This window comes from Streptomyces sp. Y309, from assembly GCF_056712025.1.
Window position 1 is genome coordinate 6783474 of the sequence record NZ_CM160048.1, and the last position, 12914, is coordinate 6796387.

At 73.7% G+C, this 12914-nt stretch carries 11 protein-coding genes; 9 read left to right on the forward strand and 2 right to left on the reverse strand.

Annotation, left to right across the window (positions count from 1 at the left end; all coding sequences use genetic code 11):
* Window positions 1–268 precede the first annotated feature (268 nt).
* The gene (locus tag AC0KTA_RS28075) at window positions 269–1309 is read left to right on the forward strand and encodes a C40 family peptidase (RefSeq protein ID WP_481050997.1); all 1041 of its coding nucleotides are present in this window, start codon (window positions 269–271) and stop codon (window positions 1307–1309) included.
* 131 nt (window positions 1310–1440) lie between these two features.
* On the forward strand, window positions 1441–2676 hold the full coding sequence (locus tag AC0KTA_RS28080; RefSeq protein WP_481050998.1) for a hypothetical protein: 1236 nt from the start codon (window positions 1441–1443) through the stop codon (window positions 2674–2676).
* Here the strand turns inward: AC0KTA_RS28080 and AC0KTA_RS28085 are convergent.
* Window positions 2650–3939 (reverse strand): glycosyltransferase 87 family protein, encoded by a 1290-nt coding sequence (locus AC0KTA_RS28085; RefSeq protein WP_481050999.1) that lies wholly within the window; start codon window positions 3937–3939, stop codon window positions 2650–2652. The genes AC0KTA_RS28080 and AC0KTA_RS28085 overlap by 27 nt on opposite strands.
* Before the next feature lie 103 nt (window positions 3940–4042).
* Between AC0KTA_RS28085 and AC0KTA_RS28090 the strand changes: the two genes are divergently transcribed.
* Window positions 4043–5185, forward strand: coding sequence for a glycosyltransferase family 4 protein (locus tag AC0KTA_RS28090; protein WP_481051000.1), 1143 nt, complete (start codon window positions 4043–4045; stop codon window positions 5183–5185).
* Window positions 5186–5382: 197 nt separating this feature from the next.
* Here the strand turns inward: AC0KTA_RS28090 and AC0KTA_RS28095 are convergent, their stop codons facing one another.
* Window positions 5383–7179, reverse strand: a complete 1797-nt coding sequence (locus tag AC0KTA_RS28095; RefSeq protein ID WP_481051001.1) for an AMP-dependent synthetase/ligase — start codon at window positions 7177–7179, stop codon at window positions 5383–5385.
* Between the two features lie 359 nt (window positions 7180–7538).
* Between AC0KTA_RS28095 and AC0KTA_RS28100 the strand changes: the two genes are divergently transcribed.
* The 6 genes from AC0KTA_RS28100 (at window position 7539) to AC0KTA_RS28125 (ending at window position 12876) form a co-directional block, all read left to right on the forward strand.
* On the forward strand, window positions 7539–8315 hold the full coding sequence (locus tag AC0KTA_RS28100) for a metallophosphoesterase family protein (RefSeq protein ID WP_481051002.1): 777 nt from the start codon (window positions 7539–7541) through the stop codon (window positions 8313–8315).
* A gap of 136 nt (window positions 8316–8451) precedes the next feature.
* On the forward strand, window positions 8452–8898 hold the full coding sequence (locus AC0KTA_RS28105; protein ID WP_481051003.1) for an SRPBCC family protein: 447 nt from the start codon (window positions 8452–8454) through the stop codon (window positions 8896–8898).
* 176 nt (window positions 8899–9074) lie between these two features.
* Window positions 9075–10247: an ArsA family ATPase gene (locus AC0KTA_RS28110; protein ID WP_481051004.1), complete on the forward strand. Its 1173-nt coding sequence runs from the start codon at window positions 9075–9077 to the stop codon at window positions 10245–10247.
* Between the two features lie 118 nt (window positions 10248–10365).
* Window positions 10366–10980: a DUF5304 domain-containing protein gene (locus tag AC0KTA_RS28115; protein ID WP_481051005.1), complete on the forward strand. Its 615-nt coding sequence runs from the start codon at window positions 10366–10368 to the stop codon at window positions 10978–10980.
* Window positions 10981–11032: 52 nt separating this feature from the next.
* A complete protein-coding gene (locus AC0KTA_RS28120) occupies window positions 11033–11986 on the forward strand; it encodes an ROK family glucokinase (RefSeq protein ID WP_481051006.1) in 954 nt (317 codons plus the stop codon).
* 131 nt (window positions 11987–12117) lie between these two features.
* Window positions 12118–12876, forward strand: a complete 759-nt coding sequence (locus AC0KTA_RS28125; RefSeq protein ID WP_481051007.1) for an endonuclease/exonuclease/phosphatase family protein — start codon at window positions 12118–12120, stop codon at window positions 12874–12876.
* Window positions 12877–12914 lie beyond the last annotated feature (38 nt).

The window sequence follows — 12914 nt, forward strand, 5'->3', positions numbered from 1 at the left end:
GGACCACCCCGAGTGGCCGCCGCCGCACCGTCCGATCGGGCGAATTCCGGTAACTTCCGCTGACCCCGCGCCCCGTCGATGACCTGCGTCAGAGGCGGGGCGTCACTGTGCGCACGCGGCAAGGGTCTTTGGCCGCGACGTGATCACGCCGCTACTGTCGCGCGCGTTCCCCGACACTCCGGGGCGCAGCCCCCGCCCCGCGCGGGGGACCGGCAGTCCTCCGCCTCGGGCGGGGGTGAAGTTTCAGCGGAAGGGAGAGCGGCTACCCGTGGGGTCCCATCGCCGTCCCGCAGCACCCACCGGTCCCGACCGGTGCGTACGCACCGCCACCATCACCGTCCTGTCCGCCGCGGCCACCGCGGCGGCGGCGCTGGCCGCGACACCCGCGGGCGCCGCCCCGCAGGACCCGCGGTCCGACGTCAAGGCCAAGGTGGACCGCCTGTACGAGCAGGCCGAGCAGGCAACGGAGGCGTACAACAAGGCGGATGAGCGCGCGGACACCCTGCGCGGACAGGTCGACCGGGCCAAGGACAGAGTCGCCCGCGGCCAGGAGCGCATCAACACGATGCGCGGCGCCCTCGGCTCGCTCGCCGGCGCCCAGTACCGCGCGGGCGGCATCGACCCCGCGCTCGCCCTGATGCTGTCCTCCGACCCGGACGGCTACCTCGACAAGGCCTCGGCCCTGAACCGGCTCAGCGCCCGGCAGAGCGGCGAACTCACCAAGCTCCAGGGGGCCCAGCGCGCCCTCGCCCAGGAACGCGCGGAGGCCACCCGCAAACTCGCCGAGCTGGAGAAGAGCCGCAAGACCGTCGCCCGGCACAAGCGCACCGTCGAGAGCAAGCTCGCCAAGGCCCGGCAGCTGCTCAACTCGCTGCCGCCGGAGGAGCGCGACGCGCACGACAGGTCCTCGCGCTCCGACCGGGGCGGGCTGCCCGACCTCGCCGGCGCGGGCGTCCCGGCGTCCGGCCGCGCGGCGGCCGCGATCGCCGCGGCCCGCTCGGCGGTCGGCAAGCCGTACGTGTGGGGCGCCAACGGGCCCGCCGGGTTCGACTGTTCGGGCCTGACCCAGTGGTCGTACTCGCGGGCGGGCGTCGGCCTGCCGCGCACCTCCCAGGCGCAGGCGGGCGCGGGCCGGCGGGTGCCGCTCTCCCAGGCCCAGCCCGGCGACCTCATCGCCTACCGCGACGACGCCAGTCACATCGGGATGTACGTCGGCAACGGCCAGGTGGTGCACGCGCCCTACCCCGGCGCCGCCGTGCGCTACGACCCGGTGGGGATGATGCCGGTCTCGTCGGTGACGCGGGTCTGACAGAGGCGGACGCGAATCCGATCGACGCGGGTCCGACCGTGCCCTGAGCGGGGCCGCCCGGCGTCCGGATCCCGCGGTCTTCGGCCGCAGGTTCGAAGAGGGCGGCCGCGCGCCCCCGTACGATCGGGAACGTGGCTGGTCGAGGGCAGGGGCACGGGCGGGGCAGGCGGACGGCGGCGGGCGTGGCGGCGTGCCTCGCCCTGCTCGCGCCCCCCGCGCTGGCCGGCTGCGCCGCCGGGGACGGGGCGGACGCCGCACCCGGCGACGTACGACGGCTCCTGGAGCGGCGCGCGGAGGCCGTCCTGGAGCGCGACGCGCGGGCGTACCGGGCGACCGGCGGCCCCCGCGCCGGTTACGACAACCTGCGCGACGTCCCCCTGAAGTCCTGGACGTACCGCCTCAAGCACTTCGAACGCGACGGCGCGCGGGCCACCGCCACCGCCGACCTCGGCTACCGCGTCGCGGGCTACGACCGCGCCCCCCTCACCGCCGAGCGGACGCTGTCGCTGGAGCGGCGCGACGGCCGCTGGTACGTCACCGCGGAGCGCCCCGCGAAGAAGGCCGCCGAACAACTCTGGGACCAGGGCCGCGTCGACGCCGTGCGCGGCACCCACAGCCTCGTGCTCGGCGTCGGCCGCGAGCGGGCGGAACTGCGGCGGTACGCCGAACTCGCCGACCGCGCGGTGCCCGCCGTGCGGGACGCCTGGCGCGGCGGCCCGTGGCCGGGCAAGGTCGTCGTTCTGGTGCCGAGGTCCCTGGACGGCATGGCGGACCTGCTCGGCGCGCCCGCGTCCGGCTACCAGGGCATCGCCGCGGTGACCACGGGCGAGGCGGGCGGCTCCGGCAAGGCGCCCGCGGACCGGATCGTCGTCAACCCCGAGGCGTACGGCGTCCTCGGCGAGCTGGGCAAGCAGGTCGTCCTCACCCACGAGACGACCCACGTCGCCACCCGCTCCGTCACGTCCGAGGCGACCCCGCTGTGGCTCTCCGAGGGCTTCGCCGACTGGGTCGGCTACCGCGGCACGGACCGCGCCCCGCGGCAGGCCGCCCCGGAACTGCGCCGCGCGGTCCTGGACGGCCGCCTGCCCGCGGCGCTGCCCGAGGACGACGCCTTCGGCTTCAGCGGCGACGCCGGGGGCCTCGCGCGGGCGTACGAGGGCGCGTGGCTGGCCTGCCGGATGATCGCGGAGGAGTGGGGCGAGGAGAAGCTGACGCGGTTCTACACGGCGGTCGGCGCGCACGACCGGCGCGCGGGGGCGGTCGAGGGCGCGCTGCGGGACGTACTCGGCACGACGGAGGAGGAGTTCACGGCGAGGTGGCGGCAGTACGTGAGAGACGAGCTAAGTCAAAGCCCGTCCGGCGGTTGAGGACGAGCCGCGGAGCGGCGATCGGCGGGGGTCCGGGGGCGCGGCCCCCGGACGCTCACCAGGAGCTTTGGTGACAGTCTGCCGCCACAGCACGCGGCAAGCGACCACCGTCGCCGCGACCAGCAGCCCATTGCGTACGACAAGCAGGGCGACCCCCAGCGCGTCACTCGCGACCACGTGGGAGAACCACACGGGAAACTCCAGGAACGTCACGAACGTGGCCGCGAGGACGAGCCCGGCCGGCCACACCATCAGGCTGCCGCGACAGGCAACGCACACCGCGGCCACCCCGACCAGCCACAGCATGTACTGCGGACTGATCACCCGGCTCGTCGTGGTGAACAACAGCACCGCCGCGAACGCCGCGTCCGCGGGCGTCGTGGCCGACCAGACGCGGGCCCGGACCCGCCACAGCAGCAGCCACCCGAAGGCGGCCACCGACAGGGCCTGCGCCGCCGCGCTGACCAACGGCACGTACGGGCCGAGGAACTCCACCGAGCCGTAGTTGAGCTGCACCGTGCCCGGCCAGCCGAGGTGCCGTGCCACGTGGAAGACGAGCGCGCCGAGCGACTCGATCTCCGTGCCCCGGTCCCGCTGGAAGGTGAGGAACGCCAGCGCCCCCGGCATCGCCACCACGAACAGCAGCGTGACGGCCCCCGCCGTCACCGCCGCGGCGCCCCACGCCCGCCGGGTCGCCCGCGCCCGCGGAATGCCGACGAGCAGCAGCACCGGCCACACCTTCACCACCGCGCCGAACCCCGCCAGCACCCCCGTCGTGCGGGCGCGGTGCGCCCCGGCGAGCAGGGCGGCGACGGCGACAGCCGTCACCATCAGGTCGTAGCGCGCGTACGCGGTCGGCCCGAGCAGGGCCACCCCGGCCGTCCACACCCAGGCCCCCCGCAGCGTCCTGCCGGGCCGCCTGCCCGCGTACACGAGCAGCCCCGTCACCACCGCGTCCGCCAGGAACGACAGCAGGAAGAAGGCGGCGGGATAGCCGAGGAACGGCAGCGCGGCCGGGCCGAGGACGGCGAGCGCGGCGGCGGGCGGGTACTGCCAGGTGACGTCGTCGAGCGGGAACGTGCCGGTGCGCAGGACCTCGTACCAGCCCTGGTAGATGAAGGAGACGTCGCTGGTGACGTCCGGCCCCGGGGGGACGACGACGTGGAAGACGCAGAGCAGGAGCAGGGCCCGGGTGGGCGCCCAGAGGGCGAGGATCCGCAGCTCGGTAGTGGTCGCCGTCGGCTTCGTCCCCGTGCCCGTCATATGCGCCTCGCCGCTTTTTGCCTATATGAGTAGGGTCCGGGAAATCATGATGCCGGGAGGGGCGGCGTGAGGGGACGAGGCGGGGCCGGTACTGTCTGCGGCGATGCACAAGACCCTGATCGTCACGAACGACTTTCCGCCCAGGCCCGGTGGCATCCAGGCGTTCCTGCACAACATGGCGCTGCGCCTGGACCCGTCCGAGATCGTCGTCTACGCCTCGACCTGGAAGCGCGGCCGCGAGGGCGCCGAGGCCACCGCCGCCTTCGACGCCGACCAGCCCTTCCCGGTCGTCCGCGACCCCACGACGATGCTGCTCCCCACCCCCCGCGTAACCCGCCGCGCCGTCTCGCTCCTTCGGGAACACGGCTGTACGTCGGTGTGGTTCGGGGCGGCCGCGCCGCTCGGGCTGATGGCGCCCGCGCTGCGCAGGGCCGGGGCGCGGCGGACCGTGGCGACCACGCACGGGCACGAGGCCGGGTGGGCGCAGCTGCCCGCCTCCCGCCAACTCCTGCGCAGGATCGGCGAGTCGACCGACACGATCACCTATCTCGGCGAGTACACGCGGTCCCGCATCGCCGCCGCGCTCACCCCCGCCGCGGCCGGGCGCATGGTCCAACTCCCGCCCGGCGTCGACGAGAAGACCTTCCACCCCGGCTCCGGCGGCGACGCCGTGCGGGCCCGGCTCGGGCTCACCGACCGGCCCGTGGTCGTGTGCGTCTCGCGGCTCGTGCCGCGCAAGGGGCAGGACACCCTCATCCTCGCCATGCCGCGGATCCTGGCGCGGGAGCCCGACGCGGTGCTGCTCGTCGTGGGCGGCGGGCCCTACGAGAAGGAGCTGCGCAAGCTCGCCGCCGAGACGCGGGTCGCGGACTCCGTGGTGTTCACCGGCGCCGTGCCCTGGGCCGAGCTGCCCGCGCACTACGGCGCCGGGGACGTCTTCGCCATGCCCTGCCGCACCCGGCGCGGCGGGCTCGACGTCGAGGGCCTCGGCATCGTCTACCTGGAAGCCTCCGCCACCGGGCTGCCCGTCGTCGCCGGGGACTCCGGAGGCGCTCCGGACGCCGTCCTCGACGGGGAGACCGGGTGGGTCGTCCGCGGCGGCTCCGCCGAGGATTCCGCCGACCGGATTCTCGCGTTGCTCGGCGATGCGGAGTTGCGGGAGCGGATGGGGGAGCGGGGGCGGCAGTGGGTCGAGGAACGGTGGCGCTGGGACCTGCTGGCGGAGCAGTTGCGGGAGTTGCTGTAGCGCCTTATGGGGGGGCGGGTGGGGGTTGTTGCGCGACTGACCGTCGCAGTGGGCTGCTCGCGCAGTTCCCCGCGCCCCTTCAGGGGCGCGGGGCTGTGTCGATATGCGGCTCCGCCGCGTGGGCGCGAGCAACCAGCCACGGACCCGCAGCCGCACGACGGCACAGGCCCCCACGGCGAGTGGGCGCCCCGCCCCCGCTACCCGCGGTAAAGCGCCTCGATCTCGTCGGCGTAATCCTTCGCGACCACGTTGCGCTTCAGCTTCAGGGACGGCGTGAGGTGCCCGGACTCCTCGGTGAACTGGGCGGGCAGGACGCGGAACTTGCGGACGGACTCGGCCTTGGAGACCGCCGCGTTCCCGTCGTCGACGGCCTGCTGCACGGCGGCAAGAAGATCGGCGTCCTCCCGCAGGGAGGCGGCCGAGACCCCGGCGGGCTTCCCGTGTTCCTCGGCCCACCGGACCAGGAACTCCTCGTCGATGGTGACGAGCGCGCCGACGAACGGCCGCCCGTCCCCGACGACCATGCACTCCGCGACGAGCGCATGCGCCCGGATGCGATCCTCGATCACGGCAGGGGCGACGTTCTTGCCGCCCGCCGTCACGATGATCTCCTTCTTGCGGCCGGTGATCCGCAGATACCCGTCCTCGTCGAGGGTGCCGATGTCCCCCGTGTGGAACCAGCCGTCGGCGAGGGCCTCCTCGGTGGCGGCCTCGTTGTTCCAGTAGTGCGAGAACAGGTGCTCGCCGTGCAGCAGCACCTCGCCGTCGTCGGCGATGCGGACGACCGAGCCGGGCAGCGGCTGCCCGACCGTGCCGATCTTCTGCCGGTCCCAGGGGTTGAAGGCGGTGGCGGCACACGACTCGGTCAGGCCGTAGCCCTCCAGGACGGTGAAGCCGATGCCGCGGAAGAAGTGGCCGAGGCGCTCGCCGAGCGGCGCGCCGCCGGAGATGGCGTACTCGCCGCGCCCGCCGAGGACCGCCCGCAGCTTGCTGAAGACCAGCTTGTCGAAGACCTTGTGCTTGACGCGCAGGCCGATCGAGGGACCGCCCGCGGAGTCCAGCGCGCGGCTGTACGCGATCGCCGTGTCCGCCGCCTTGTCGAAGATCTTGCCCTTGCCGTCGGCCTGCGCCTTGGCGCGCGCCCCGTTGTAGACCTTCTCGAAGACGCGCGGCACACCGAGGATCAACGTCGGCCGGAACGCGGCCAGTTCGTCCGTCAGGTGCTTGATGTCGGGCGCGTGGCCGAGCTTGATGGGGGCCATCAGCGCGGCCACCTCCACCAGGCGGCCGAAGACGTGCGCGACGGGCAGGAAGAGCAGGACCGAACACTCGCCGGTGCGGAACAGCGGTTTCAGGCGCTCCACCACATTGCCGCACTCCGCGAAGAAGCTGCGGTGGGTGAGGACACAGCCCTTGGGGCGGCCCGTCGTGCCCGAGGTGTAGACGATCGTCGCCGGGTCGTCGGCGCCCGCGACGGCACAGCGCTCGTCCACGGTCTCGTCGGAGACCTCCGCGCCCTCCCGGTTGAGCTCCTCGACGCCGCCCTTGTCGATCTGCCACACATGGGTGAGGGACGGCAGCCGGTCGCGCACCGACTCCACGGCCCCCGCGTGCGCGTCGGACTCGACGACGCAGGCCACGGCGCCGGAGTCGCCCAGGATCCACTGGATCTGCTCGGCCGAGCTGGTCTCGTACACCGGTACGCTGACCGCGCCCGCGCTCCAGATCGCGAAGTCGAACAGCGTCCACTCGTAGCGCGTACGGGACATCAGGCCCACCCGGTCGCCGGGCCGGACGCCCGCCGCGATCAGGCCCTTCGCGGCGGCGCGCACCTCGGCGAGGAACACCGTCGCCGTGACGTCCTGCCAACTGCCGTTCACCTTGCGGCCGATGACCGCCACGTCCGGGTGCTGCGCGGCGTTTCTGCGCACGATGTCGGTCAGATTGCCGTCCGCGGGGACCTCATACAGGGCCGGAAGGCTGAACTCGCGCAAGACTGCTGCTCCTACATAGGGCGCCGACGCCACGACGTTGTGCGATGCGACGGTGCGGTCCAAGGTCGGGCAGGTGCTCAGTCTGGGGGTTCGGGGGTCCCTCGGGGTTTCGTTGAGGGGCTGAGCACTACTGGACTGCCCGGACGTTACCCATCGGTATGGCTGGTTCGGTAGGGGGGCCGGGCCAGATGTTCCGTGCGTCACACGACGTTGTGGTCTGAACCGCACAGTACGCCACGCCCTTCCTGACTCGGAAGTAACCGCCGGCGTATCCGCAGGTCCGCCGCTCGGGCCCGGCGACGCCCCGCTGATCACCCCGCCCTGGTCGGTCGGGCACCCGCCGTCCTAAGGTGACCGGCATGCGAGGTTTCCGGGTCCATGTGGTCAGTGACGTGCACGGCAACGCCAAGGACCTGGCCCACGCGGGCGACGGCGCCGACGCCTTGATCTGCCTGGGTGATCTGGTGCTCTTCCTCGACTACGCGGATCACGCGCGCGGCATCTTCCCCGATCTGTTCGGCAAGGAGAACGCCACCCGGCTCGTCGAACTGCGCACCGCCCGCCGCTTCGAGGAGGCCCGCGCGTTCGGCGCCTCCCTCTGGGCCGGCCTGGACCGCGGCCCGGCGGTGGAGGGCGCGGTGCGCAAGCAGTACGCCGAGCTGTTCGCCGCCTTCCCCACCCCGACGTACGCCACGTACGGCAATGTCGACATGCCGGAGCTGTGGCGTGAATACGCCGGTGCGGGCACGACCGTCCTCGACGGCGAACGCGTCGAGATCGGCGGCCGCGTCTTCGGCTTCGTCGGCGGCGGCCTCAGGACCCCGATGCGTACGCCGTACGAGATCAGCGACGAGGAGTACGCCGCCAAGGTCGAGGCCGTCGGCGAGGTCGACGTGCTGTGCACGCACATCCCGCCGGAGGTGCCGGACCTGGTGTACGACACCGTGGCGCGCCGCTTCGAGCGGGGCAGCCGCGCGCTCCTCGACGCGATCCGGCGCACCCGGCCGCGGTACGCCCTCTTCGGGCATGTGCACCAGCCGCTGGTGAGCCGGATGCGGATCGGGTCGACCGAGTGCGTGAACGTCGGGCACTTCGCGGGGTCCGGGCGGCCCTTCGCCCTGGAGTGGACGGGGTGAGCGGACGGGTGGACGGGGTGAGTGGACGGGGTGAGTGGACGGGGTGACCGGCGCGGGCCGCGTGCGCGGTAGCCTGCACGCGGCAGCACAGCAGCCGCACCACCCGCACCGGACCGCATCTGGAGGAGCCACGGCGATGGCGGAATACACCAGCTCGAGCATCACGATCGAGGCGGCACCGGCCGACGTCATGGGCGTGATCGCCGACTTCGCCCGCTATCCGGAGTGGACCGGCGAGGTCAAGGAGGCCGAGGTCCTCGCGACCGACGACTCCGGCCGCGCCGAACAGGTCCGGCTCGTCATGGACGCCGGGGCGATCAAGGACGACCAGACGCTCGCGTACACCTGGGGCGGCGCGCACGAGGTCTCCTGGACCCTCGTCAAGTCCCAGATGCTGCGCTCCCTGGACGGCTCCTACCTCCTGAAGCCCTCCGGCGCCGGCGGCACCGAGGTCACCTACCAGCTCACGGTCGACGTCAAGATCCCCATGCTCGGCATGATCAAGCGCAAGGCAGAAAAGGTCATCATCGACCGCGCCCTGGCAGGCCTCAAAAAGCGAGTCGAGTCCGGCCCCCAGGCCTGAGCCCGGGCGCCCGCCGCCGGTTCCCCGCTGTGGGCAGTCGTTCCGCAGGGCGGAACGGGTGGGCACAGCCCAGTCCCACGGTGCCGCTATGTGGGCGGAGGGGCACGCCCCAGGCCGACGGCCACAGTCAGTCCGGCGCGGACCACGCAACCGCCCCCAACGTAGAGTGCCACCGCATGCGCACCCTCCTGGTAACCGGCCCCGGCGGAGCCGGCCGCACCACCCTCGCGGCGGCCACCGCCCTCACCGCCGCCCGCGAGGGCACCCGCACCCTGCTCCTGTCCACGGACCGCTCCGACACCCTCGGCGCCGCCCTCGGCACCCCCACAGGCCCCCGGCCAGAACACGTGGAGACGGGCCTGACCACCCTGCGCCCCGACCCGGACACCGGCTTCCGCACGGGCCTCCTCGCCCTCCAGGAGCACGCCCGCCCGGCCCTCGACCTGCTGGGCGCCGACCGCCTCGACGACGAGGAACTCACCCCCCTCCCGGGAGCCGAGGACCTCGCCCTCCTCGCCGCCCTGAGCACGGCCGCGCACACGAACGCGTACGACACCGTCGTCGTCGACCTCCCCGCCGCCCCCCGCGCCCTCGCCCTCCTCGCCCTGCCCGGACAACTGCGCCGCTACCTGCGCCGCCTGCTGCCCCCGGAGCGCCGGGCGGCCCGCGCCCTGCGCCCCGTCCTCGGCCGCCTCGCGGGCGTCCCCGTCCCGGCGGGATCGCTGTACGAGGCCGCCGCCCGCTGGGACGAGCGGCTCGCCGCCGCGCAGGCCGTGATCGAGGCGCCGGGCACCAGCGTCCGCCTGGTCGCAGAGCCCGGCCCGGCCGGCGCCGACGCCGTGGCCCGCACCGCCACCGGCCTCGCCCTGGGCGCCCTCGCCCTCGACACCGTCGTCGCCAACCGCGTCCTGCCGACGCCCCACGCCGACACCCCCTGGCTCGCCGCCCTGCGCGCCCAGCAGCACAAGACGCTCGGCGAGTGGGCGCAGACGTACCGCACGCACGAGGTCACCCACCTCGGCCAGGACCCCCGCGGCATCGACGACCTCGCCGCCCTCCGCGTGCCGGGCCCGGGACCCGCGCCGGACCCCGTCGACTGGCCCGTCACCGACGCGCTCGCCACGGACTCCCTGCTGATCTGGTCCGTCCCGCTGCCCGGCGTCGTACGCGAGGACCTGGACCTGATCCGGCGCGGCGACGAACTGGTCGTCACCGCGGGCCCGTTCCGGCGGATCGTTTCGCTGCCCTCCGCGCTGCGCCGCTGCGCCGTCACGGGCGCGGGCCTGCGCGAGGGCACCCTGCGGATCCGCTTCACACCCGACCCGGACCTCTGGCCGCAGAGCCGCTGAGCGCCCGGGGCCGGTCCCGCGCGGGGATCCGTGGCGGCGGACCCCGTGAACGGTCTGCCGCCATTCGGGTAACGTCGAGAGTACGAATTCATCGGCCCTGCGCAGGAGTCAGCCCGTCATGAGCGATGCCACCGAGCGCGACGCGTCCGAGCCGGAGCGCCCTGAGCAGGGGAGCGGCCGCCCCGCGGCGGAAGCACCCCGCCCCGCGGCGGAAGCACCCCGCCCCGCGGCGGCAGCACACAGCCCCGCGCCGGCGGCGCCGCGCGCCGAGCGGGAAGCGCCCCGCCCCGAACCCGCCGCGGCCGACGCCGACGCGTGGGCCACGGCCTGCGCCGAGGACCTCGCCGCGGAGAAGGCCCGCCGCCGCGCCCAGTACGGCCCGCCGGCCGGCTCCGCCGCCGAGGAGCTGCGCAAGCTCGTCGACGCCGTGTCCGACAAGCTGTCGGGGCTGCAGTCGCCGCTGCTCGGCGCGGTCGCCCAGGGCGCCGTGCAGGAGACGGTGCAGCAGGTCGTCCGGCAGGCGAAGGCCGCCGTCGAGCCCGTCATCGAGCGCAACCCCGACGTCTTCGACCACCTCGCCGCGGCCGGCTCCGAACTGCTCGCCGCCTACCGCAGCGCGGTCACCCGGCAGGAGGGCCGCTGGACGCGCGACGACGCCGGTCCCACCCCTCCGAGCGGCTCCGATCGCCGCGACGAGGGCCCCGGACCGGGGGAACGCATCGATCTGGACTGACCCCCCTCGGGTACGGTGGGCCGTAGCGGGGCTCGATCGAACTGAGGGATTCATGGGACTCACCATCGGCGTCGACATCGGCGGCACGAAGATCGCGGCCGGAGTGGTCGACGAGGACGGTCACATCCTGTCGACGTTCAAGGTGCCCACCCCCGGCACCTCCGAGGCCATCGTCGACGCGATCGCCTCCGCGGTGGAGGGGGCGCGGGCCGGCCACGAGATCATCGGCGTCGGCATCGGCGCCGCCGGGTACGTCAACCGGCAGCGCTCCACGGTCTACTTCGCACCGAACATCAACTGGCGCCAGGAGCCGCTCAAGGACGAGGTCGAGCGTCGGGTGAACCTGCCGGTCGTCGTCGAGAACGACGCCAACGCGGCCGCCTGGGGCGAGTACAAGTTCGGTGGCGGCAAGGGCCACCGCAACGCCATCTGCATCACGCTCGGCACCGGCCTCGGCGGCGGCATCATCATCGGCAACAAGCTGCGCCGCGGCCACTTCGGCGTCGCCGCCGAGTTCGGCCACATCCGGATGGTCCCGGACGGCCTGCTGTGCGGCTGCGGCAGCCAGGGCTGCTGGGAGCAGTACGCCTCCGGCCGCGCCCTCGTGCGGTACGCCAAGCAGCGCGCCAACGCCACCCCGGAGAACGCCGAGTACCTGCTCTCCCTGGGCGACGGCACCCCGGACGGCATCGAGGGCAAGCACATCTCCATGGCCGCCCGCCAGGGCGACCTCGTCGCCGTGGACTCCTACCGCGAGCTGGCACGCTGGGTCGGCGCCGGACTCGCCGACCTGGCCTCGCTGTTCGACCCGTCGGCGTTCATCGTCGGCGGGGGGCTCTCCGACGAGGGTGAGCTCGTGTTGGACCCGATCCGTAAGTCTTTCAAGCGGTGGCTTGTCGGGGCGCAGTGGCGTCCGCAGGCGGAAGTTCTTGCTGCGCGGCTGGGGAACAAAGCCGGTCTTGTCGGTGCCGCTGACCTGGCTCGGGAGCCCGACCCCGTTATGTGAGCCCCCGCGTGGGGCGCCGTTTATCGCCGCTTCGCGGCTCGTCCTCAAACGCCGGACGGGCTATTTCTTGCCCGTCCGGCGTTTGGCGTGGCCGTACATACGGCGTGCGTGTCTGACGTATCTTGATCGCCATGTCGACCGACCCGACGCGTACGCTGCCCAACTCCCGCACCGAACCGGACGGTTCGGCCGTCGTGCGGGTGCTCAGCTACAACATCCGCTCGATGCGCGACGACACCGACGCGCTCGCCCGCGTCATCGCCGCATGCGCGCCCGATCTCGTCCTCGTACAGGAAGCGCCGCGCTTCTTCCGCTGGCGCAAGAAACTGGCGCGCCTCGCCCGCGCCGCCGATCTGGTGACGCTCTCCGGCGGCGGCACGGCGGCCGGGCCCGCGCTGCTCTGCTCGCTCAGGGCCACCGTCGAGCGCACCGAGGACGTGCTGCTCCCGCTGACGCCCGGGCTGCACCGGCGCGGCTTCGCGACGGCGGTGGTGCGCTTCGGCGGTGCCCGGCTCGGCGTACTGAGCTGCCACTTGAGCCTGCAGAGCGAGGAGCGGTACGAGCAGGGCGGGATGCTGCTCGACCGGCTCGACGCGATGGGCGTGCCGCACGCGGTGGCGGGCGGCGACCTCAACGACCGCCCCGACGGGCGTACGTTCCGCCGCCTCGCCGGCGGGCTTCAGGACTGCTGGGCCACCGCGCCCTGGGGCGGCGAATACACCTCGACCCCGGCCGACCCGCACCAGCGCATCGACGGCATCTTCGCCACGGAGGGCATCCAAGTCCTGGGCTGCGGAGTCCCGTTGGACCACCCGGGCGTGACGGAAGGGGATCTCAGGGCGGCGACGGACCACTTGCCGGTGCTGGCAGTGCTCAGGGTGCCTGCATAAAGCGCCGGGCGGGCACCATTCAGCCCGTCCGGCGATTG

Bases quoted from the DNA above. Each gene is read 5' to 3' on its own strand.
- AC0KTA_RS28085 (WP_481050999.1), bottom strand. From the start codon at position 3,939: ATGACGGGCACGGGGACGAAGCCGACGGCGACCACTACCGAGCTGCGG.
- AC0KTA_RS28090 (WP_481051000.1), top strand. From the start codon at position 4,043: ATGCACAAGACCCTGATCGTCACGAACGACTTTCCGCCCAGGCCCGGT.
- AC0KTA_RS28100 (WP_481051002.1), top strand. From the start codon at position 7,539: ATGCGAGGTTTCCGGGTCCATGTGGTCAGTGACGTGCACGGCAACGCC.
- AC0KTA_RS28105 (WP_481051003.1), top strand. From the start codon at position 8,452: ATGGCGGAATACACCAGCTCGAGCATCACGATCGAGGCGGCACCGGCC.
- AC0KTA_RS28110 (WP_481051004.1), top strand. From the start codon at position 9,075: ATGCGCACCCTCCTGGTAACCGGCCCCGGCGGAGCCGGCCGCACCACC.
- AC0KTA_RS28115 (WP_481051005.1), top strand. From the start codon at position 10,366: ATGAGCGATGCCACCGAGCGCGACGCGTCCGAGCCGGAGCGCCCTGAG.
- AC0KTA_RS28120 (WP_481051006.1), top strand. From the start codon at position 11,033: ATGGGACTCACCATCGGCGTCGACATCGGCGGCACGAAGATCGCGGCC.
- AC0KTA_RS28125 (WP_481051007.1), top strand. From the start codon at position 12,118: ATGTCGACCGACCCGACGCGTACGCTGCCCAACTCCCGCACCGAACCG.